Raw genomic sequence first — 22,319 nt, 5'->3', positions numbered from 1 at the left:
GTTTGATCGGGCGTCTCGCATCATAATTTTGAAACGTATTTGCGCCAGTTGTGCTCTTCCTTGAAGCCCAGGACTTCGCGTATTTTCCGATTGGAAAGTGGCGCCTCGAATTCGCCAAGCTCGCGATGGATCGGCGTGTTCGGTGCCCAGCGCTTTAGAAAATCGCGGGTAGGCTGGTTGGCCGTGATTGTGTCGTTGACGGCGTTGAACACCTGAAAGCCCAGGCCGTCCTTCTCAATACAGAGATGAACGATTTGGCCGAGGTCGCGGGCGTCGATATAGCTCCAGGCATTGCGCCTGCGGGATGGTGGATCGGCAAGAAAGCCCGGAAAACGGTCGTATTCATGCGGCTCGATCACGTTACCGATGCGAAGGGCGTAGATGTCGGAGCCAGTGCGCATCGCAAAGGCGCGGGCGGTTTTTTCGTTGACGACCTTCGACAGTCCGTAGCTGTCCATCGGGTCGATGTCGTAGTCCTCCTCAAGCGGAAAGGAATGAAAATCCTTGTCACCTTCGGCGAAGCAGACGCCGTATGTCGTCTCGCTCGAGGCGATTATGACCTTGCGAATACCAAGCTTCAGTGCCGCCTCCAAAACATTGTAAGTCGAGATGACATTGACCTCGAAAGTCTTGTTATCCGGCTTCAGCAGCAGGCTGGGAATTGCGGCGAAATGAACCACGGCGTCGACAGGGGCGGGACCTGCACCCGTGTTCAGCCCTTCGGAACCGAAATGCATCGACAGCGCGTTGAAAGTTTCTCCGCTGTCCGTGAGATCAGTGATCAAGGTGTTGACCCCTGGGCACTCCAACGGGACGAGATCGAGATTGCGAACCTCGTAGCCCCTCTTGACCAGATAGGGAACAGAGTGGCGACCGGCTTTGCCGCTGCCGCCGGTAAAGATAACTCGCTTGCTCATTGATCCATCTTTCTCGATTGTGATGCTGGCCTTATTTCATGGTTATTCACGGCCTCATGTGGCCGCCGTTGACCTTAACAGCCTGTCCGATAATGCAGCCAGTTTAGCCGTCGCCAACGCAACTCTCTGCCTGATCGCCGCAGCCAAGCGTTATGGGTAGGCGGGGTTGAAGGATGAATCAATAGCGGAAAGGTCACTGGATCAATGAGTGCCGCTCATCGATTGGGCACCGTGACGGGTGCTATCCCATCGGACTAAGCTCGCGTATGACTTGAATAAGGGCATCGACGCCGAAAGGGAGTTGTCGTCGGCTGGAATAATAGATTGAAAGAGGCGGGCCGAAAGAAGCCCAATCAGACAGAACGACTTCCAAGCGGCCTGCTGCGAGGTGAGGGCGGGCCAGCTGCTCTAAACAATAGGACAACCCAGCTCCACCGATCGCGGCGCTGATCGCCAGATCAGACTCGCCGGAAATAAGCGCACCTGGAACATCGATCTCGCTTCGTTCCTCTCCGCGTTCAAATTCCCATTTGTAAATCTGCCCTCTGCCGGTGCGGATCCGAATGCAGTCATGGGAATGCAGATCTTTTGGCAATTCCGGACGACCGTGACGATCAAGGTAGTCAGGTGAGCCAACCGCCACCCATTTGAGCGGCGGCGATAAGGGGACAGCGATCATGTCTTCAGGAATTGTTCCGCCATACCTCAATCCGGCATCGAACCCTTCCGCGGTGACATCGACGAAATGGTCATCGACAGCAATCTCAAGTTCAATGTTCGGGAAGCGCTGCAGAAAGACAGGCAAAACGGGCCTGAGAAGCAAGCTGGCGGCATCCCGTAGGACGTTAATACGGATACTCCCTGCTGCGCCTCGGTGATGACCATTCAGCTCGTCCAGGCCGGAATTTATGAGATCGAGTCCCGCGGAAATCTTTTCCGCGAGGGCCTTGCCCGCAGCAGTGGGCGCGACACTGCGGCTCGTCCGGTTAAGAAGCCGCACACCCAGCCTCGCCTCCAGCGCCTTGATGCTGTGGCTCAGCGCGGAAGCTGTCAATTCCAGATGATCCGCAGCTTTGCGGAAGCTTCTATATTGGACGATCACGAGAAAGATCGATAACTCATGAATTTCTCCTCGTTTAAGCGGCATATTTCTCTCTGGCATAGGTTCGAGGACAGTGGCGACTTTTGCTGACCATTCCTGACTACTTATAGCGTGCCAATAGTATCGACGCTCGCCTCAAGCGTACACGGGCAGTTCTCAAATCGTGAACAGCTTCGCGCGAAATGAAGACGCGCTGAGAAGACGAATGACAACAGTGTGTCGCTTTCTTCGATCATTCACCAGCAACGCTCGAGATCTGTATTGAGCGAGAGCCTGTACCGCGCCGCTCGTAAGCGGAATTGAGACGGCTACCGTCGGACGACGTCGAGGCTACGATGCACCTTATGCCGTCGGGCGTGCAGCATCTTTCGTCTCGTAGCGCAGCGAGACGGATGCGCCGGTGTCTGGCTGGTCGATGATGATGACCATGGAGTGAAGACGGGCGACTGCGGCAACGAGGCTAAGACCAAGCCCGTTGCCAGGCGTATGACGGCTTCGCTCGGTCCGGTAGAAACGCCGGAGTATGGTTTCACTTTCGTCAGGCGGGATCCCCGGTCCCGTGTCCGAGACTGTAAGGTCGGTCCCCCTAGGACCTCCCTTTATCCGCACCGACACTGCTCCGCCCTCCGGCGTGAACTTGATGGCGTTGTCGAGGAGATTTCCAATTGCCTCGAACAGCAAACTCGGTTCGCCGGGAATAGACAGAATGGGCGTGCCCTCCACGGCAACAGTCATGACGATGGACTTCTCTTCGGCGGCCGGTTCGTAAAAATCGACCGCATCCGTTACAATTGCCGCGAGGTCCACGGATTGGAATCCCGACCGCCGGACGCCGTCTTCTATCTCGGAGATGCGGAGCAAGGCGCTGAAGGTTCTAAGTGCTGCTTGCGTCTCGGTTATGGCTTCGTCAACGCCCTGACGATAGTCCTCTGCCGACGACGCACGTCGCTGGACACGCTCAAGTCCCGCCAAGAGACGGGTCAGAGGCGTCCTCAGATCGTGAGCAATGTTGTCGCAGACGCCCTTCACCTCGTGCATCAGCCGCTCGATCTCGGCGAGCATCTTGTTGACGACCCCTGCCAATTTATCGACGTCTCCGGAATTGCCTCTGGTTGGCAATCGCTTCGACAGGTCGCCGGCGATGATGTCCTGCGTCGTGCGCGTAATGCCGTCGATTTGCCTGACTGCTCCGGCGCCGACGATTGCGGCTCCGGCAAGGCCAAGCACGGCGATAATCGCTCCTGCCAGGGCCATCGCGCCGGTGAGCACCTCATCGAACTCGCGCAACTCGCCAATGTCCTGGGCGATGAGCAGCCTGTCTCCGGAGCTCAGGGTGTGAACGATGCCCCGAAAGTGAGTATGTCCCGGTATTCCTGCCAGTTTGAAATTGAACGGGCCAACGGTGTCGGGAATTGAAGCGGGCAGCGATATGGCGGTGCCGGCGACACGGGCGCCCGACTTGTCGAACAACGCCATCGATCGCTCGGCATCGGCTTCGCCGATGGTCCTGTCCTTCAATCGGCGCAGAATGTCGTCGACCGGCCGGCGAGCGAGCTCCTGTTCCTCTCGCTGGACCCATTCATCGACCTTGTTTTGCATGAAATTCTTCACTTCGCCGTACATGAAGCCGAACAGCACGAGCGATGCCAGTCCAAACAGCGCGAGAAACAACATCGCCAAGCGAAAGCTTGTTGTCCGGCAGACGTCACTTAGGCGCTGCAAGAACATAACCGGAGCCCCTGACGGTTTGGATTAAGGAAGTAGCTTGCGCTTGATCGATTTTGCGACGCAGCTTGCTGACATGCACATCGATCAGGTTTGTCGGTTCGTCGTAGCGATAGTGCCAGACTTCCTCGAACAGCATCGTTCGCGTCACGATCTGCCCTGCATGCTGCATCAGATATTCCAAAAGGCGATATTCCCGCGGCAGGAGGTCGATGACATTGCCTGCGCGACGTACCACATGTTTCAAAAGATCCAACTCGAGATCTCCCGCCCGCAGAATTGTCTCGACGACTGGGCCAGTTCGCCGTCTCATCAGAACATCCAATCGCGCGGTCAGTTCCAGGAACTCAAACGGCTTAGTCAGATAGTCGTCGCCTCCGGCCTTCAGACCGCGCACGCGTTCGTCGACTGCCGAAAGCGCGCTGAGGATCAGGACGGGCGTGTGTACACCTGCGGCTCGAAGGGAGGCAAGGACTCCCAGTCCATCAATGTCGCCCGGCAGCATCCGATCCAGGATGATCGCGTCGAACGTCTCGGCCATGGCCCGCACGATACTTTCACGACCCGTCGCCACCCGCTCGACGCTATGGCCGTGATCAGAGAGTGCCGCCTCGATCTCGGCGGATGTTCGCTCGTCGTCTTCGACCACCAGGATTCGTGGCATCCAATATCTCCGGCGCTCATTCGCCTTCTTCCGGTCGTAAAGCTCATCACATGCTGCATGCCTGCATCATCACTATCTCATTACATGCCGAGCCTGCACTTCGCGCAAACATGAAATCGAATTAATCTAAGACTGTGTCCGGTGTAATCCTTGGGAGGTGAAATTGCACCGAGGTCCAAAACAGCTGGCAGAGCCGGAAAAAATGGCTCTCGCCTTGTTACAAATCACATTGGGGTGCCAGGGCCGATGCGTATCTTGATCGTCGAAGACGATGATAAGACAGCGAATTATTTGACAAGAGGATTGTCCGAAAGTGGATACATCGTCGATCGGGCCGACGACGGCGAAACCGGTCTTACCCAGGCACTTGAAGGAATTTACGACTTTCTTATCCTCGACAGACGGCTCCCCGGCGTGGACGGGCTGGAATTGGTGCGGCGTTTGCGTGAACGGCAGCTCACAATTCCCATTCTGATGATCAGCGGCCTTGCTTCCACTGCAGATCGCGTTGAAGGCCTGCAGGCCGGCTGCGATGATTACCTTGCCAAGCCCTATGCGTTCTCTGAGCTTCTGGCCCGCATCGAAGCCTTGCGCCGTCGAGCCGCTCGCGGCCGGGAAATGGGCACATTGCGGGTCGGCGACCTTGAACTCGACCTGCAGCTTCGCAGGGCTGCGCGCGCCGATCGGCCAATCACGCTTCAATATCGCGAATTCCTCTTGCTCCAGACGTTGATGAGGCACGCCGGCCAGATCGTCACCCGCTCGATGTTGCTCGAGGCGGCGTGGAATTACGACTTCGAACCGCGCGGCAATATTATCGACATGCATATCCATCGCTTGCGCCGGAAGCTCGATACAGGCTTCGACATGCAGATGATTCAGACCGTGCCGGGCGCAGGCTACATGATCGCTCCCCCGATTCTGAAGGCAACATAGTTGCCATCCTGAACAGGATTTCATGTTCACGAGAGACCCGCTCCATTGTAGAGCGGCCATGATGATCGTGTCCTGCGGCGGACCAGCCAGGCTGACGATGCCAGGCGGGCGGCCGCCGCGCCGAGATCACGACGGAGTTAACTGTGAAAGACGGAGAAGAATTTCGACCGCCGCGAAGGACGCGCTGGTTTCGAGTGGCTGGTTTGATCACAGCCGTTGCCTTACTCGGCGCGGGCGGCAAGGTCATGCTGGAGACCAAGGCCGGCGGCCACGCTGCCCCGCCGGCTCCGCCGACGGCCATACCGGTCACAGCCACCAAAGTATCGACACGGGACTTGCCGATCGAGCGATCCGGGCTTGGAACGGTGACGTCCCTCAACGCCATCGACGTCAAATTCCGTGCAGATGGTCAGCTGCAAAACATTGCCTTCACGGAAGGGCGCGATGTCAGAGCTGGTGATGTCCTCGCGCAGATCGATCGGCGGCCCTATGAGGCGCAACTTGCCCAGGCACAGGCGGCTTTCCAGAAGGATCAGGCATCTCTCGACAATGCCAAATCCGACGAGGCACGCGCCGGCAAGCTCAATTCCTCCGGCGCCGGGACGACCCAGGCAATCGACACGGCCAAGGCCCAGGTCGCTGTGTTCACGGCGGCGCTTGCCGGCGACCAGGCAGCAATCGACACCGCCAGGCTCAATCTCGAATTCACGACCGTGAAGGCACCCATCAGCGGTCGCGTCGGCCTGCGTCAGATCGACGAAGGCGCCATCGTCCACGCAAGCGATTCGACCGGCATGGTCAGTATCACCCAGATGGCTCCGATCTCGGTGCGTTTTTCTCTTCCGCAAGACGATTTGCCGGCGCTGATTGCGGGTCAGGGGCAGGGGGATCTCTCTGTCACGGTCTACAGCCGCGATAGCGCCCAACATCTTGCCGACGGCAAACTTGCGGTCATCGACAGCCAGGTCGACACCTCCACCGGCATGATCCGCCTCAAGGCTGTTTTCCCCAATGGCGACAGGGCTCTCTGGCCAGGAGAGCTTGTGACGGCGCGCATCCTCATCAGCACTGATCGCAACGCCACGGTCGTTCCTGCAGCCGCGGTGCAGAACGGGCAGGGCGGCTCCTATGTCTTCACCGTCAAACCGGACAGGACCGTCGTGGCAACGCCGGTCACGACCGGTCCGACGGTCGGCGGATATACGGCTTTGCTATCGGGTGTCTCCCCCGGCCAGGACATCGTTCTCGGCGGACAATCGAGACTGACCAACGGTAGTTTGGTCGCTCCGAAAATGCAGGCCACAGACAGCAACCAGGCGCCGGGATCTCCAACATGAGCATTTCCGAAGTCTTTATCCGGCGCCGGATCGGCACCTGTCTCCTGGCGCTCGCAGTCGTCCTGCTCGGCACGGTCGCCTATTTCATGTTGCCGGTAGCACCGCTGCCGCAGGTGGATTTCCCCACGATCCAGATCCAGACGAACCTGCCCGGCGCCAACGCGGATACGATGGCGACATCGGTTGCGACGCCCCTTGAAAATCAGCTGTCGAATGTCTCCGGTATCACGCAGATGACCTCGACGAGTTCGTCCGGTCAGACGAACATTACGCTGCAATTCGACCTGTCGCGTGACATCAACAGCGCTGCCCAGGACGTCCAGGCCGCCATCAATGCTGCAGCCGGCAATCTGCCGAAAGATCTGCCAAATCCGCCGACCTACGAAAAGACCAATCCTGCCGAAGCAACCCTTCTGACCGTGGCCCTGTCGTCCGATCTGCTTCCGCTGACCGAACTCGATCACTACGCCGAAGACGTGATCGCACAGCAGATCTCCCAGATGACCGGCGTTGGACTGGTAGATTTCCACGGCCCGCAACGGCCCTCGGTGCGCGTGCGTCTCGATCCAGACAGGCTGGCTTCGCACGGCCTTTCCCTGGAAGACATCAGAAGCGTCATCAACGCCCAGACCGTCAATGCACCCAAGGGCTCGCTAAGCGGCGCCGATCGCGCCGTGGTTCTCGACGCGACCGACCAGATCATCGACGTCCCATCCTATCAATCCATGATCGTCGCCTACAGGAACGGAGCGCCGATACGGTTGCAGGACCTCGGAACGATCATCACCGGACCACTCGATTCTCATCAGGCGGCGTGGCTTCAATCGAAGCGCGCCGTCATGATCGACATCCACAAGCAGCCAGGCTTTAACGTCATCGACACCATTCAGCGGATCAAGGACAGACTGCCGGCGCTTGAAGCCGGGCTACCGGCGGCGGTGAAACTCTCCGTCGTTGGAGATCGCACGCAAACGATCGATGCATCGGTCAAGGATGTCGAGATAACGATGCTGATTACCATCGGCCTTGTCATCATGGTGATTTTCGCGTTTCTGCGGAACCTGTGGGCAACCCTGATCCCGAGCATTACCATCCCGCTCTCCCTGCTGGGCACGTTCTGCGTCATGTATCTGCTAGGCGACAGTCTTGATAACCTGTCGCTCATGGGGTTGACGATCGCTGCCGGCTTCGTCGTTGACGATGCCATCGTCGTGATCGAGAACATCATTCGTCACGTCGAGGCAGGCAAACCCAGGCTCCAGGCGGCCATCGACGGTTCTCGCGAGGTCGGCTTCACGATCGTATCGATGACCGCATCGCTCATTGCGGTGTTCATACCCATCCTGCTGATGGGCGGCGTGGTCGGCCGCCTTTTCCGGGAATTTGCCGTCACCGTCAGTGTTGCGATCCTGATGTCAGGCCTGGTTTCCCTGACCGTGACTCCAATGCTGTGTGGCTGGCTGATCCGCCACGAGCACGACAGGCCACATGGCAGGCTCTATCGCTGGTCAGAGCAGGCCTTCGAGGCGGTCGCGCAAGCTTATGGGGTTGGCCTCGATTTCGTTTTGCGCTTCCGGCTGGCAACGCTTGCAGTGACGTTCTTGACGCTGATTGCGACGCTCTGGCTCTATACCGTGGTTCCAAAGGGCTTTCTGCCCCAACAGGATACAGGCTTCATCCAAGGGCGAGCGCAGGCCGCAACCGACATCTCATTTGCCGCCATGTCAACGCGCATGCAAGAGCTCGGCAAGATCATCACGGCCGACCCCGATGTCGACAACGTCGCATATTGGATCAACCCCAGCCCGTCTTCGGCCGTAGGTCAGCTTCAAATCAATCTCAAGCAGTTTGGGGAGCGCCGCGCGACCGCTGCACAGGTGATGGCCCGGGTAAAGAAGGCAACGGCCGGGATAGAGGGTCTGACCCTTGGCATGCAGATCCGGCAAGATATTCAGGTCGGCGGCCGCCCGTCCGCGACACAATATCAATACACGTTGCAGGATGGCGACACCGGCGAACTGGCCAAGTGGTCGGACGCGATGCAAAAGGCATTGTCCTCGCTTCCGCAAATTCAGGACGTGACTTCCGACCTGCAGGCAGCGGCCACCAGTGCGACCCTGGTCATCGATCGGCCAACGGCGTCGCGGCTCGGCGTCAGCGTTCAGGCGATCGACAATGTGATCTATGACGCTTTTGGGCAGCGTCAGGTTGCCACACTGTTCACGCAGGTCAGCCAATACCACGTCGTCGAAGAGCTCCAACCGTCTTTCCAGTTCTCGACCGGAGCGCTCGATCACCTGTTCGTCCGCTCCTCCACGACTGACGCCTTGGTGCCGTTGCGTGTTTTGGCATCCGTGCGCACTGGGGTGATGCCCGTCACGATCAATCATCAAGGATCATTGCCGGCCACAACCCTGTCCTTCAACCTGACCCCGGGGACGTCGCTCGGCACAGCCGTTGAAGCCGTCCACACGGCGGAGCTGCGGGTAGGCATGCCGATTACAGTGCAAAGTACCTTCCAGGGCACGGCGCGGGCATTTCAGGATTCGCTGAGCAGCCAGCCCTGGCTCATCCTGGCAGCCGTCATCGCTGTCTATATCGTGCTTGGAATTCTCTACGAGAGCGTCATTCATCCGTTGACAATCATCTCGACCTTGCCGTCGGCCGGCCTCGGGGCACTGCTGGCTCTTCTCCTCTCCGGGCAAGATCTTTCGATCATGGGAATGATCGGCATCATCCTCTTGATCGGCATCGTGAAGAAGAACGCCATCATGATGATCGACTTCGCGCTTGATGCCGAACGCGCCCAGGGTCTCCCGCCGGCCGCCGCCATCCGGCAGGCCTGCCTTCTGCGCTTCAGGCCGATCATGATGACGACATTTGCCGCCCTGTTTGGAGCGCTGCCGCTGGCGCTCGGTACCGGACCTGGATCGGAACTTCGCATGCCGCTCGGCGTCGCGATCGTAGGCGGGCTGGTGATCTCTCAGGTCCTGACCTTGTTTACGACTCCGGTGGTTTACCTTGCCTTTGCGGGTATCGTGTCTCCGCGCAAGCGGAAACGTCGCGCGCCAGAGGCCGAGGATGCCCCGCTTCAGGAAGCTGCGGCGGACGGGGATTCGCGCGAGGTGAGGAGACGTCGAGGACATGTTAACGCTCTATAGGGAAGAGCTTCGGGCATTGATGCGAGGGCGCTTTGCCTGGCTGGGCGCGGCCGTTGTCTTGATCGGTCTCGGCGGCCTCGCCGCGGTAGCGACGCAGGACAGCTGGCTCGACGGCTATGGTGTGATAGGCTATTTTCTGGCGCCTGTCTGTTTCCTGCCACTGGCCGCCGGGACGATCGCAAGTCCCCGCGCCAACCGTTTCGTCGAAAGCGTCTTTACCGCACCAGTGGATCGGCAGGATTGGCTGGTCGCAAAAGTCCTCGTCGTTTTAACGCTCGCCGCTGCCTACTATCTCGCCGTTGCACCCTTGGCCGGGGTCTATGTCGCCAATGTCGGAATGCCCTTTCTGCTCGCCATGTACCTGATTTGGACGCCGGGCATCCTTCTCGTTAGTATTGCCGTCGGCACGCTGATCGGCGTTTTGTTCATCGGACGAAGCGTGGCGCCGCCGGTTGCGACCGGTGTAGGCGTCATGTTGATTTACGCTGTGTTGGTGCCGCTGCAAGAGCTGTTGGTGACACGGGGCTACGGAGCGACAGCGACGGGTCACGTGGCGCTGATCAGTCCTTTGGTGCTGCTGAAGAACGGGTTGGGGTTCACGATTGCAACCAGCGCCATACCGGCCACGACGATCATGACATGGATTTGCCTGGTGCTGATCGTTGTCGGTTCGTTTGCCATGGCAGCATGGATATTTCTGCGAACACAAGGCGTTGAATCCTGGGAAGCCACCCCAGCCCAGCGCAGGATGATCCCGCTCGGTATTTTTGTCCTCCTGTTGGTGCCAGTTCTCCTCGGCGACACGAATTATATCCGGGATGCGCCGGCCCAGAACAATGCGCCGTCCATACCGGGACTGTTCTTGCGGGGTGGTGGCACGCTTGCGCTTGTCGATCCACACGCACAGCCCCCGGCGATCTGCTGTGATACCCTCCTCAATCGCGACAAATGGCCCTCGCTTCCGACTGGCGAGACAACCAGCCAAGATCTGCTGCTGTTTCTTCCTGTCGGCATAAAGCAACGAATTACACAGCTGGACATTCATGTTACCGGACAGAGTGGCCTCGACGTTCGGGTCTCGCCGACGGCCGTCGCCAACATATTGAATAGTCTGGAGACCCGAGCCTACGCGCCAGGTATGGGTCCGGCGGATGCGGAAGGACGACACATAGAGGCGGGATGGATCGCGCGGCTGCCGGTCGATCTCATTCCAAACAGGCCATGGGACATTGGCGGCGTGCGCTACCCGATCGACGTCAGTGCGACCTACACCACAGAGAGCCGCCCGCAACCGAACACGCTGAACGCAAGGGCGGCGGTCGAGGCGCATGTACCAAACGCGCTTGCCGAGATGGCCGCCATAGGCGCCATCCTGCCGCTCCTTTGTCTCTTTGCAATGTCTGCTCGTTGGAGACGAACACGATGACCGACCTTGCCATCGAGACGACTGGCCTCACGCGTAGCTTTGGATCTCTCGTTGCGGTCGACGGGATCAGCCTCCGGGTCGCAAAGGGACAGCTATACGGCTTCCTCGGCCTCAACGGAGCCGGGAAGACAACCACTATCCGAATGCTGACGACCTTGCTTCCGCCGACCCATGGCAGTGCCAAACTATGGGGCTATGACGTCGCGTCGGAACCGCTCGCCGTTCGCAGACTTATCGGTCTCGTCAGCGACGAGACGAGCGAAAGCCAATCGGATTGGACGGCTCGCGAATACCTGACCTATTTCGCACGCATTCGGGGGATCACGAATGCCCCTGAGGTTGGAGAACGCTGTTTGACCAGCGTCGGGTTGGCAGAGGCATTTCGCGGCAAGCTGATCGGAACCTACAGCACCGGCATGAAGCGTCGCGTCGAAATCGCGCGCGCACTGCTGGGAGATCCGAAAGTACTGTTCCTTGACGAACCGACCCGCGGCCTCGATTTGCCAGCGAAGCGCGAGACATGGAGGCTTCTTCAGGACCTTGCCGCCCGAGAGAACGTCACGACGTTTCTCAGTAGCCATGATGCCCAGGAAATTCGAACATTATGTACCCAGATTAGCGTCATCGCCACCGGCAAGGTGGTATTCACCGGCAACACGAAGGATCTCGGCAGCGATCTCGACACGTTCGAGGACAGCCTGATCGATCTGCTCACCTCGCGCGGATAGGCACGCGCCGAGCCTAGTCGCGGCTTTATCGCAACAGGGGATCCAGGCGGCAGGCTCAACGACAAATAGTACCTCGACGAGGTGCGCCGCGTTATTGCCCGAGCTTACCGATCCGTATGATTGCAGCGAACCGCCGGTAAAGTGGCCGTCCTACCATTGGCGTCACCTCACTTGGAAGGATCGCATCGATGGGAAACATCGCCACCAACAGGCCGCAGAAGGCTCTTGCGACCGTCCTTTTCTCGCTTGCCTGCCTCAGCCCCATTTTCATCCTTGCCCACAGTTCGCCGGCCCTTGCCGCCGAAAAGGCTGTTCCGGCGGAAATCAACCCTCCCGGCGATATTCCGGATACGCAGGTCTTCATCGACTACCTGTCTCCGCTCGGGTTCACGATGAAGGTCCCCGAAGGCTGGGCGCGCTCTGACCGCGCCGACGGCGCGAGTTTCGTCGACAAGCTGGATGGAGTGATCGTGTCGGTCTCTAAGGCCGCGTCCGCGCCGACCGTCGAGAGTGTCAAGTCAACCGCCATGTCTGACCTCAAGACCGCCGAGCGGGCGGTAACGGTCGCGTCCGTCAAGGCCGTGAAGCTGCCTGCCGGGCCGGTGATCCGTGTCGTCTATACGTCGAACTCGGAACCGAATGCGGTGACCAACAAACAGATTCGGCTTGAGAACGAGCGCTACCTCTATTTCAAGGACGGAAAGCTGGTCACGCTCGAATTGTACGCGCCGAAGGGCGCCGACAATGTCGACCAGTGGCAATTGATGTCCGGGTCGTTCCGGTGGAACTGACATGACCGCCCTCGTCGCGCACGAACTCTACCGGTTCTTCCACATCGGCGAGGACGAGACGTTTGCTCTGCGCGGCGTTAGCCTATGCCTGGCGCCAGGCGAGTTCGTTGCCTTGATGGGACCTTCCGGCAGCGGCAAGTCCACGCTGCTGTCATGCCTGACGGGATTGGACGAGCCCGATGGCGGCCACGTCCTGGTGGACGGCATGCGCCTGACCCGGCGATCCGAAGCCGCGCGGGCGCGCATCCGCGTCACAAATTTTGGCATCCTGCTTCAATCTGGCAATCTGTTCCGACATCTCAGCGTGGAGCAGAACGTCCGCTTCCAGCTGTGTCTGGCCGGAAAGACTGACGACGCCCGCGTTCATCAACTTATCGAAATGGTAGGGTTGTCGCATCGGGCGCATGCCTTCGCCACGCAGCTTTCCGGCGGTGAGACGGCGCGCGCCGGTCTTGCGGTTGCACTTGCCGTTAATCCGCCGATCCTCGTTGCCGATGAGCCCACTGCCGAGGTCGACGCCGACACCGAATCACGACTGATCGATCATTTCGACACCAGGCGCCGCGCCGGTCTCACGACTTTGTTGGCAACACACAGCGCGGCCTTGGCTCGAAAGGCCGACAGGATCATCCGGCTGCACGACGGGAGGGTCGAGGATGAATGACCTCCTGACGGTTTGCCGGAAGGTTGGCCGGAGATTCTCCAGCGGCAACGAGCATGCGCCCGTGCTGTATGACGTAGACTGCGAGATCCGGAAAGGTGATCGCATTGTCGTTGCCGGCCCTTCCGGCTCGGGCAAGACAACATTGCTGCATATCCTTGGCGGGCTGGACCGTCCGACCAGCGGTGAGATCGAATGGCCGTCCTTGGGTAGTATCGGGCAGCTTCGCCCCCGCCAGATCGGCTTCGTATTCCAGTCGCCGAGCCTGTTTCCAGCCTTGACGGCAGCACAGAACGTCGATCTGCCGGCGATCCTTGCCGGCTCGGATGCAGTATCCGTCGACAGCGGTGCTTTCCTGTCCTCCTTCGGTCTTGGTGAGCTTGCGGACAAACTGCCCGAGGAATTGTCAGGCGGCCAGGCGCAGAGGGTCGCGATGGTGCGTGCCTTGGCCCTTCGGCCGAAACTCGTCCTGGCGGACGAGCCGACTGGACAGTTGGACAGTGTCACGGCGCAGCTCTTCATGAATGCGGTGCTCGAGCATCTTGAAGGGATTGGCGCAGCCCTGGTCGTCGCCACCCATGACGAAGCGATCGCCGCCCGGATGGCTACTCGCTGGACGATAGATCATGGGCGGCTGACGCGCGGCGGAATGAAAGTTGTGGCATGATGCTCATTCTGTGGATCCGAGGCGCCCTTGTTCATCGGCGAGGCCGCGTCGCGGGTTCAGTGGCGGGCATCGCGCTCTGCGTAGCGCTCCTTGCCATGTTGGCCCTGTTTCTGGTCGGTGCGCAGGCTTCCATGACCTCCCGGGCGATATCGGCGGTGCCCATCGACTGGCAGGTCCAACTCGTGCCGGATGTCGATCAGAATGCGATGCGAAAGGCATTGGATAACACGGCACTTGTCCAGTTCGCGCATCAGACAAGTTATGCCGATGTCGCCGGGTTCGAAGCGAGCACCGGAGGCACTGTCCAGACGACCGGGCCGGGCCAGGTGATCGCCTTTGATGACAACTATCTGGGCGATTTTCCACTGGAAGTTCGATTCCTTACCGGAAATCGCGACGGCGTCCTCATCGCGCAGCAGACCGCAGCCAATCTGCATGTCGGGCCTGGAGACAGCGTAACGGTCAATCGGATAGACCTGTCGCCGCTGACGGTGACAATCGCCGGCATAATCGACCTCCCCGACGCGGATTCGCTGTTCCAGGCCGTCGGCCTGCCGCCCCAGGCCGCGCCGCAGGCGCCCCCGGACAACGTGCTCGTGCTGCCACAGGCCGAATGGCGGCAAGCCTTCGAGCCGCAAGCTAAGGTGCGTCCCGGCACCATCCGCCAGCAGTTGCATGCCAGGCTCATTCACGACGCCCTGCCGCCGGATCCCGAATCGGCCTTCACACTCGTCACCGGCGCTGCCAGGAATCTGGAAGCGAAAGTCGCGGGACAAGCGCTGGTCGCGGACAATCTGGGTTCTCGCCTTGGCGCGGTACGTGAGGACGCACGATATGCGTCCTTGCTCTTCCTGTTTCTCGGTTTACCGGGTGTTGCATTGTCTTTGGCTCTCACCTTCGCTGTAACGTCGACAGGTGCTGCGCGCCGTCGCATCGAGCAGGCGCTGCTGCGCGTTCGCGGCGCCAGCCCCCGAACGATCCTCACTTTGTCCGCCGCCGAGGCAACGGTGGCCACGACCGCCGGTACGGTGCTCGGACTTGCAGCTGCGTTATGGCTAGGGCCCTTGGTGCCGGGGCTGGGCGTGGTACCGGGAATGAGCGCACCAATCTTCGGCCTCGTGGCCACTGCGGGTTCCGTCGCGGGCTTTGCCGCCTATCTCTATCCTGCCTGGTGCGACATGCGCCTGACCACGGTCAACGCGGCGCGGCGCGCTGTAGACCGGGCCGGACAGCCGCTTTGGCAGCGTCTCTGGTTGGACATGCTGCTGCTTGCGGCGGCAGGTCTGCTCTTCTGGCAATCAGCAGCCACCGGATACCAGATCGTGCTCGCGCCGGAGGGCGTCGCTGCGACGGCCGTGGACTACAAAGCGTTCATTGTGCCCGCCTTGTTCTGGCTTGGGTTGTCATTGCTGGCGCTGCGGTTGTCGAACGTCCTGATCGCGAGCAACGGTTCGCTTCTTCGAGCTCTCATAAGGCCGGCCTGCGGTGCGCTCGCGCCGATCGTGGCCGCCGCGTTGTCCAGGCAAGCCCGCCGGCTCACTGCTGGCATCGCCATGACCGCGCTGGCAATCTCGTTCGCTGTTTCGACAGCCATCTTCAATGCCACCTACGAGGCCCAGTCGCGGGTTGACGCGGAGCTCACCAATGGAGCCGACGTGACCGCATTCGGCACATCCGAAAAGCCTGCAGATGCATATCTGGCCGCGCTCGCCGCCTTGCCGGATGCAGCCGCCGCCGAACCAATGCAGCATCGCTTTGCCTATGTCGGAGCTGACCTTCAGGATCTCTACGGCATCGATCCTGTACGCATCGGGCAGGCAACGAGCCTCTCGGATGCCTATTTCAGCGGCGGCAATGCTAGAGCCATGCTCGCCCGGCTGGCCGCGACGCCAGACGGCGTGTTGGTGTCACAGGAGACGGTTCAGGATTTCCAGCTCCAACAGGGCGACACAATCAACTTGCGACTGATGAGCGTCCGGGACCATCAATATCATCCAGTATCCTTCAAATTTATCGGTGTCGCCCGCGAGTTTCCGACCGCGCCGAAGGACTCATTCCTCGTCGCCAGTGCCCGCTACGTTGCCGAAAAGACCGGCTCGCCAGCTTCGGAATATGTGCTGATGCGCGCCAAGGGCGACCCAGCAAGACTGGCCGCACAAGCGTCGTCCGTCATTGCACACGATCCATCGATGAAAATCACCGACATCGGTCAGGCCGCCCACCTGATCGGTTCGAGCCTGACCGCCGTTGATCTGGCCGGCCTGACGACGATAGAGCTGGTATTTGCCGTGATGATGGCCGCCGCGGCGGGCGGGTTGATGCTGGCGCTTGGCCTCATAGAGCGCCGCAGGAATTTTGCCATTCTGAGCGCTATCGGCGCTACCCGACAGCAATTGTCGGCTTTTCTGTGGAGTGAAGGCCTTCTCGTTATTGTCGGAGGTGTCGCGTTCGGCATGCTGTCCGGAGTAGCGACGGCCTGGATGCTGGTAAAGTTACTGACCGGCGTGTTCGATCCGCCACCCGACGCCCTGTCGATACCATGGGTCTATCTCGGTATCGTCTTGCTTTTGATGATAGCGGCGGTTGTCGCGGCAGTGCTCGCAGCGAGACCGCCACATGGACATGACGCTGAATATTTGAGGGATTTCTGAGTGTCTGAGTGTCTGAGTGTCTGAGCGTCTGATGGTGTGCTGGGTCCCTTTGCCGGTGCTGGCGCACCCTTTAATTGCTTGGTTCCATGAAATGCGCCGGTAAACAGCATGCCTTCGGGTTTGGGAGCGCTCACAGGCCCGTCAGGCTCGGCTTTATTTCCGCTTCCGTCATTATCCCTGCTTCTTGCGCATTCTCATTCGTCCCGTGACCTTGCGAATCGGCAAACCGTCATTGGGCAACGGCTGGTCGGAGATGGCATCCAGCCGATCCGACCAATGATCCTGGCTGCCAGGGCGCTCGTTGACAATACCCTTCCAGAAGGTGTCCTCCTGGGCCCTTCCGGGTCCAGCGACACGCTTGGCACTCTCGAAGTCGAGTCCGAACAGTTCAGAAGTCGAATTTGTACGAGTCTACATCCAGAATCCATGATGGCGATGTTTCCGGGGGCATGACATCCGGATCGTACGTGTTATCCGCAGGCATGTGGCCCCAACGAACGGCGACCGCTCCCTCATTTGTGTCCGCTTCCAACTCCGAGAGGGCATGCTTGGTCACGCCAACGACATCCCTGACGCCTGCCATCTCGGGGCGAAGCATGTCCTTTATGCTCTCGCCGTCCTGAAGCAGGCGTCGTCGAGCCACTCGAGGACGGTTGGCGCGAAACGGGCGATATCGCCGCGATTGACGATGACAGGTTCGTCAAAATCCGCGGTCGTGCCAAGCGACTTGCCAAGATCGGAGGGGAGATGGTGTCGCTTGCTGCCATCAGTCCGGGCGCGGGCCCTCCCTGGCTCAAGCAGTATTTCCTCGACCAGACCAAGGTTCGGCGGAAACTGGAAATCAGGCCAAAAACCATGCGCGGAGACGGCGAGTGGAAAGCGACTGCGTTTACGATCGACAAGGCTTTGGTTACGACCCTCTAATATCAGCCAAACATCTGACCAACAGTCAACCTGACATGGCCCATGATGCTCTTGCCTATCATGCTCAAAACTCAGCGACTTTACCCCACACAGATTTGCTTAGACGCTCCGGGTGATAAGGTATGGGGTCAACGATTGGCGTTGTCCCGGCTATGATATCTGCGACCAGATGACCGACGCCGGGTCCAATGCCGAAACCGTGGCCGCTCAGCCCAGCAGCGAGGATCAATCCGGGAAGGCTCGCGACCTCACCGATTGCCGGAACGCCGTCCGGCGTGCTGTCTATATAGCCGGCCCATGCGCTTTCCTGCCTGATCTCCTTCAGCGCAGGCAGCAGGATGCGGGCGCGTCGCAGTGTTTCATCGATCTGTGACTGATCGGGCCGGGGGTCGAGGACGCGGTTCTTCTCCATCGGCGTCGGTGCGTCGAGCCGCCATTTGGCGAGCGTCTCGTGGAGGGCCTTCCAGCCGTCAAGGCCGCCAAGCGCCAGACTGCGCCTGCGCTTGGCAAACATCGGGATGAATTCCCGCGAGAAACGCAACTGCTGTGGTGTCGGGTCGATGCGTGCGCGCCCGCTGATGGCCAGCGTGTAGCCACCGTTGCCCCTGCGGGTGACCGAGACCTCGGCAGTATGCAGAGCGTCGGGAAGGCCCTCCGCGCCGGGAGCAACTGACAGGATCGATGATCTGACGGAGGCCTGTGGAAAGCGGATGCCGAGTTGATGGCAAAAGGAGGATGCCCAGGCGCCTCCCGCAAGCACCACCGCCTTCGTTTTGATGGTGCCGGCCTCGGTGATCACGCCGCTGACGTGACCGGCTTCTGTCTCGATGCCACGCGCGGCGCACATCTGATGGACGGAGCCGCCTGCCTTCATAATACCGCGTGCCACGATCGGCGCGACAATTTCCGGGTCGGCGATTCCGTCGGTCGGCGACAAGACGCCACCCTTCCAGCGCTTGCCGGAAGCCTGCCCGCGCCGGGTTGCCTCATCTGCGCTCAGCATCTGGGTCGTAACTCCCACAGTTGCCGCCAAATCGCGCCAGCGTGCCCACCCCTCTATTTCGGCTGCGTTGTCGCTAAGATAAAGCAAGCCGCAGCGCCGAAAGCCGAGATCCTCGCCAAGTTCGCCGGCCAGTCGATCCCATAGAGCCAGGCTTTTGGTGGCCATCGGCAATTCGCGGGCATCGCGATTCTGCTGGCGGCACCAGCCCCAATTCCGGCTTGATTGCTCGGCTCCGACAAAGCCTTTTTCAACCAAGGCAACCCGAAAGCCGCGCCGCGCAAGATAATATGCTGAGAAAACACCGACAACGCCGCCACCGATGACCACGACATCGGCCTCGTTGGGCAAATCGGGCGTTGTTTCAATCCTCAAGAGCGGAGCCGGCATTTGTTTTCTCCAATGAAGACAGGATTCTAGCAAGACATTGCCGGAGAGGCTTGCTGCAGAGGGTGGGCATTCGGCATTTCATGCGGCACCGACCTTCTGCCGAAGACTATTCTGCTTAACTCCGGACTTGCCGGTTTCATAGCTCCGGAATTGTCATTTGCGGCTTGCTGCTTTAGCCGTTCCGCATAATATGCTGCAAACGCTGCGGCGCCTGAGCGCCGATACTCAGGGGGCGCGGATGAAACTCGACCGGATCGATATCAAGATTCTCTCCGAACTGCAGAAAAACGGCCGTATCACCAATGTGGAGCTGGCCGAGCTCGTCAATCTGTCTCCCAGTCCCTGCCTGATGCGAGTGAAGAAGCTGCAGACCGAGGGCTACATCGTCAGCTATTCGGCGCAAATCAATGTCGCCAAGCTGGGGCAGACACTGACAGTTTTTACGGAAATTACCCTGAAAAACCATCGACAGATCGACTTTGCCCGTTTTCTGGCGGCGATCGAGAAGGTGGATTCAGTGATCGAATGCCACCTCATATCGGGCGGCTACGACTATTTGATCAAGTTCGTTACTGGCAGCATCGTCGAATACCAGACCATTATGGAGCGCCTTATCGATATCGACATCGGTATCGACAAATATTTCAGCTTTGTGGTGCTGAAGTCACCAATCGTCAAACCGCATATGCCGCTGACCAGCCTTTTTCCGCTGTAGCCTTCAAAAGAAGCGACGTCACCGCTTGGCAAAGGCGCTTACAAGTTCGGGATCGCGTTCCAGGCCGTCTAGCCAGCCGGCATTGAGTTTCGGAACGGACGAATAAAGCAGTCGAGAGTAGGGATGACCTTCGGGACTGCCGAAGTTCGATGGGGTCATCTGTTCAACTTTCTCGCCGGAATACATGACCGCGATCTCGTCGCAGATCGCCTGCACGACGGAAAGATCATGGCTGATGAAAATGTAGGAGAGGCCAAGTTCGCGCTGCAGCTCTTTCAGGAGATCGATGATGGCCGCTGCAACGACAGTATCGAGTGCAGAGGTAATCTCGTCGCAGAGAATGAGCTTCGGTTCGGCTGCGAGTGCGCGCGCCAGGTTGACGCGCTGCTTCTGACCACCGGAAAGCTCTCCGGGGCGCCGGTATTTGACTGCGCGCGGCAGGTGGACCATGTCGAGCAACTGGTCGATCCGCGCCTGGCGTTGCGACCTTGCCATGCCGTGATAGAAGGTAAGTGGTCGCTCCAGAATGTCGGCGATGGATTTGGACGGATTGAGTGCCGTATCGGCAAACTGGAAAACGATCTGCAGCTTTCGAAGTTCGTCGCGCTGGCGCGCGTGCACGCTGGGCTCGAGTTGCTTGCCGTCGAAGATGATATGGCCCGAAGCCGGCGGCAGGATGCCGGCGATGGCGCGGGCCAATGTGGACTTTCCGCAGCCGGACTCGCCAATAATGCCCAGGTTCTGGCCGTATTCCAGCCGGATATCGACGGATTTGACCGCTAGTGCCAACGGCATGCCGTTCGCCTGAGACGGGCCGTAACCGGCGGAAAGACCGTGGACCTCAAGCAGCGGCTGTCGGGTCACCTCTTCCGTCGGGTTTGGCGTGACGCGTAGCGATGGCTTGAAGGCGGCGACCAGTTGCTGCGTGTAGGGATGCACGGGGGAGGTCAGGATTTGCGTCGTTTCGCCGATCTCCTGAATTTCACCGCCCTTGAGGACGACAATCCGGTCGGCGATCTGGGCGACGACCGCAAGATCGTGCGAGACGTAGACGCCGGAAAGGCCGCCCTTCTTCATCACCGACTTGAAGGCGCGCAGCACCTCGATCTGGGTGGTTACGTCGAGCGCTGTCGTAGGTTCGTCGAAAATCACAAGCTTTGGATTGCCTATCAGCGCCATGGCCGCGGAAAGGCGTTGCAACTGGCCGCCCGAGACCTGGTGCGGATAGCGCAAGCCGATGGTTTCAGCGTTGGGCAGTGCAAGGGCGCGGAAGAGCTCCACTGCCCTGGTGCGGGCCTCCTTGATGGGCATCAGCTTATGAATGCGGACCACCTCGATCACCTGATCCATGATGGTTTGCGCGGGGTTAAAGGCAGCGGCCGCACTTTGCGGCACATAGGCAACTTCAGTTCCGCGCAGGGCGGCAAGGTTCTTTTCAGGCAGGCTCGCCATATCGTTGCCGGCAAGCGTGACGGAGCCGCCGCTGATGCTACATCCGGGGCGAGTGTGGCCCATCATCGTAAGTGCGATGGTGGTCTTTCCCGAGCCGCTCTCGCCGATCAACGCGACGATCTCGCCTTCGGCTATATCAAAGCTGACGTCGCGAATGATCTCGAGCCTGCGATCGGCATCCGTCCTTGCCTGGACCTTGAGGTTCCTGATCTCGACGAGATTTGCCATCAAGCGCTCCGGTCACGAATTTTCTGAGGAAGATTGTCGATCAGCAGATTGACGCTGATCGTCAGGCTGGCGATGGCGATTGATGGAAACATCACCGCTGCTGCGCCAAATGGCAGCCCGCCGATGTTCTCGCGCACGAGCGCGCCCCAGTCCGCATTTGGCGGCTGGACGCCGAGCCCGAGAAACGACAGGCCGGAGAGCAGAAGCACTATGAAGACGAAACGCAGGCCGAGATCGGCAAGAACGGGACCCAGAATATTCGGCAGGATCTCGGAACGGATGAGATAGCTGGTCTTCTCTCCGCGCGCTGTTGCGACCGTGACATAGTCCATCGTGTTGATGTTGACGGCAAGGGCGCGGCTAAAACGATAGGCGCCCGGCGTGTAGATCACCGCCAGTGTCAGGATCAGGACCGGAATGGACGAGCCGACCGCCGCGACAACCACCAGGCCGAACAGTTTGCTCGGGATCGAGTTCAAAGCGTCAAGGAAGCGCGACAGACAGGTGTCGAACCAGCCGCCTGCGACTGCGGCACTCATGCCAAGTGCTACGCCAGTCACGCAGGCAATGGCGACGGCGCCAAGCGAAATGCCGACCGTATAGCGCGCGCCCATCAGAATGCGGGACAGCATGTCGCGCCCGAGATAGTCGGTACCCATCAAGAACTTCGCCGATACTGGCCCGAAATAGTCGTAGTCGACAATCGCGCCGATCGGATAGGGCGTGACCAGCGGCGCGAAAACCGCGACCAGAGCCCAGATGAGAATGATCGCGAAGCCGAGGATGCCGACGAGATTGAAACGATAGCCGAGCTTTCGGGGAGACAGAGCAAAATAAGCCATGG

Annotated in this window: 18 protein-coding genes and 1 pseudogene; 12 read left to right on the top strand and 7 right to left on the bottom strand. The window is 59.7% G+C overall.

The window, feature by feature from the left end; translation table 11 throughout:
* Window positions 1-20 precede the first annotated feature (20 nt).
* Window positions 21-917 (bottom strand): NAD-dependent epimerase/dehydratase family protein, encoded by an 897-nt coding sequence (locus AB4Z52_RS29955; RefSeq protein WP_442221519.1) that lies wholly within the window; start codon window positions 915-917, stop codon window positions 21-23.
* On the opposite strand from AB4Z52_RS29955, the gene AB4Z52_RS29950 reads away from it, so the two are divergent.
* Complete coding sequence (locus AB4Z52_RS29950; protein ID WP_442221518.1) at window positions 910-1,077, top strand: hypothetical protein; 168 nt, start codon at window positions 910-912, stop codon at window positions 1,075-1,077. The two genes, AB4Z52_RS29955 and AB4Z52_RS29950, sit on opposite strands and share 8 nt — an antisense overlap.
* Window positions 1,078-1,158: 81 nt before the next feature.
* Here AB4Z52_RS29950 and AB4Z52_RS29945 read toward each other — a convergent pair whose 3' ends face one another.
* The 3 genes from AB4Z52_RS29945 to AB4Z52_RS29935 form a co-directional block, all read right to left on the bottom strand.
* A complete protein-coding gene (locus AB4Z52_RS29945) occupies window positions 1,159-2,064 on the bottom strand; it encodes a LysR family transcriptional regulator (RefSeq protein ID WP_442221517.1) in 906 nt (301 codons plus the stop codon).
* Between the two features lie 297 nt (window positions 2,065-2,361).
* On the bottom strand, window positions 2,362-3,747 hold the full coding sequence (locus tag AB4Z52_RS29940) for a sensor histidine kinase (protein WP_442221516.1): 1,386 nt from the start codon (window positions 3,745-3,747) through the stop codon (window positions 2,362-2,364).
* A complete protein-coding gene (locus AB4Z52_RS29935) occupies window positions 3,725-4,408 on the bottom strand; it encodes a response regulator transcription factor (protein WP_442221515.1) in 684 nt (227 codons plus the stop codon). The genes AB4Z52_RS29940 and AB4Z52_RS29935 overlap by 23 nt, the downstream gene beginning before the upstream one ends.
* Before the next feature lie 246 nt (window positions 4,409-4,654).
* Between AB4Z52_RS29935 and AB4Z52_RS29930 the strand changes: the two genes are divergently transcribed.
* The 10 genes and pseudogenes from AB4Z52_RS29930 to AB4Z52_RS29885 all read left to right on the top strand — a co-directional run.
* Window positions 4,655-5,344 (top strand): response regulator transcription factor, encoded by a 690-nt coding sequence (locus AB4Z52_RS29930; protein ID WP_442221514.1) that lies wholly within the window; start codon window positions 4,655-4,657, stop codon window positions 5,342-5,344.
* A gap of 194 nt (window positions 5,345-5,538) precedes the next feature.
* Window positions 5,539-6,681, top strand: coding sequence for an efflux RND transporter periplasmic adaptor subunit (locus AB4Z52_RS29925; protein WP_442221513.1), 1,143 nt, complete (start codon window positions 5,539-5,541; stop codon window positions 6,679-6,681).
* Window positions 6,678-9,842, top strand: coding sequence for an efflux RND transporter permease subunit (locus tag AB4Z52_RS29920; RefSeq protein ID WP_442221512.1), 3,165 nt, complete (start codon window positions 6,678-6,680; stop codon window positions 9,840-9,842). Before AB4Z52_RS29925 ends, AB4Z52_RS29920 begins: the two co-directional genes overlap by 4 nt.
* Window positions 9,826-11,268: a hypothetical protein gene (locus tag AB4Z52_RS29915; protein ID WP_442221511.1), complete on the top strand. Its 1,443-nt coding sequence runs from the start codon at window positions 9,826-9,828 to the stop codon at window positions 11,266-11,268. Before AB4Z52_RS29920 ends, AB4Z52_RS29915 begins: the two co-directional genes overlap by 17 nt.
* On the top strand, window positions 11,265-11,996 hold the full coding sequence (locus AB4Z52_RS29910) for an ABC transporter ATP-binding protein (protein WP_442221510.1): 732 nt from the start codon (window positions 11,265-11,267) through the stop codon (window positions 11,994-11,996). Before AB4Z52_RS29915 ends, AB4Z52_RS29910 begins: the two co-directional genes overlap by 4 nt.
* A 188-nt stretch (window positions 11,997-12,184) precedes the next feature.
* The gene (locus tag AB4Z52_RS29905) at window positions 12,185-12,787 is read left to right on the top strand and encodes a hypothetical protein (protein WP_442221509.1); all 603 of its coding nucleotides are present in this window, start codon (window positions 12,185-12,187) and stop codon (window positions 12,785-12,787) included.
* A 1-nt stretch (window position 12,788) separates the two neighbouring features.
* On the top strand, window positions 12,789-13,451 hold the full coding sequence (locus tag AB4Z52_RS29900) for an ABC transporter ATP-binding protein (RefSeq protein ID WP_442221508.1): 663 nt from the start codon (window positions 12,789-12,791) through the stop codon (window positions 13,449-13,451).
* Window positions 13,444-14,115 carry an ABC transporter ATP-binding protein gene (locus tag AB4Z52_RS29895; protein ID WP_442221507.1) on the top strand — a complete coding sequence of 224 codons (672 nt, stop codon included), beginning with the start codon at window positions 13,444-13,446 and terminating at the stop codon, window positions 14,113-14,115. Before AB4Z52_RS29900 ends, AB4Z52_RS29895 begins: the two co-directional genes overlap by 8 nt.
* The gene (locus AB4Z52_RS29890) at window positions 14,112-16,766 is read left to right on the top strand and encodes an FtsX-like permease family protein (RefSeq protein WP_442221506.1); all 2,655 of its coding nucleotides are present in this window, start codon (window positions 14,112-14,114) and stop codon (window positions 16,764-16,766) included. Before AB4Z52_RS29895 ends, AB4Z52_RS29890 begins: the two co-directional genes overlap by 4 nt.
* A gap of 612 nt (window positions 16,767-17,378) precedes the next feature.
* Window positions 17,379-17,558 (top strand): annotated as a pseudogene (locus AB4Z52_RS29885) (hypothetical protein); the annotation flags it as partial.
* A 196-nt stretch (window positions 17,559-17,754) separates the two neighbouring features.
* Here the strand turns inward: AB4Z52_RS29885 and AB4Z52_RS29880 are convergent.
* Window positions 17,755-19,080, bottom strand: coding sequence for an NAD(P)/FAD-dependent oxidoreductase (locus AB4Z52_RS29880; protein WP_442221505.1), 1,326 nt, complete (start codon window positions 19,078-19,080; stop codon window positions 17,755-17,757).
* 238 nt (window positions 19,081-19,318) lie between these two features.
* Here AB4Z52_RS29880 and AB4Z52_RS29875 point away from each other — a divergent pair, with 238 nt between their 5' ends.
* Window positions 19,319-19,795, top strand: coding sequence for an Lrp/AsnC family transcriptional regulator (locus AB4Z52_RS29875; protein WP_442221504.1), 477 nt, complete (start codon window positions 19,319-19,321; stop codon window positions 19,793-19,795).
* Window positions 19,796-19,813: 18 nt separating this feature from the next.
* Here AB4Z52_RS29875 and AB4Z52_RS29870 read toward each other — a convergent pair whose 3' ends face one another.
* Complete coding sequence (locus tag AB4Z52_RS29870; protein ID WP_442221503.1) at window positions 19,814-21,475, bottom strand: ABC transporter ATP-binding protein; 1,662 nt, start codon at window positions 21,473-21,475, stop codon at window positions 19,814-19,816.
* Window positions 21,475-22,317 (bottom strand): ABC transporter permease, encoded by an 843-nt coding sequence (locus AB4Z52_RS29865; RefSeq protein WP_442221502.1) that lies wholly within the window; start codon window positions 22,315-22,317, stop codon window positions 21,475-21,477. The genes AB4Z52_RS29870 and AB4Z52_RS29865 overlap by 1 nt, the downstream gene beginning before the upstream one ends.
* Between the last annotated feature and the right edge of the window lie 2 nt (window positions 22,318-22,319).

Origin of the sequence: Rhizobium sp. 2YAF20 (genome assembly GCF_052114685.1) — a bacterium.
Taxonomy (GTDB): domain Bacteria; phylum Pseudomonadota; class Alphaproteobacteria; order Rhizobiales; family Rhizobiaceae; genus Rhizobium.
The sequence above is the reverse complement of the archived record's forward strand: the minus strand, read 5'-3'. Positions and strand labels throughout refer to the sequence as shown.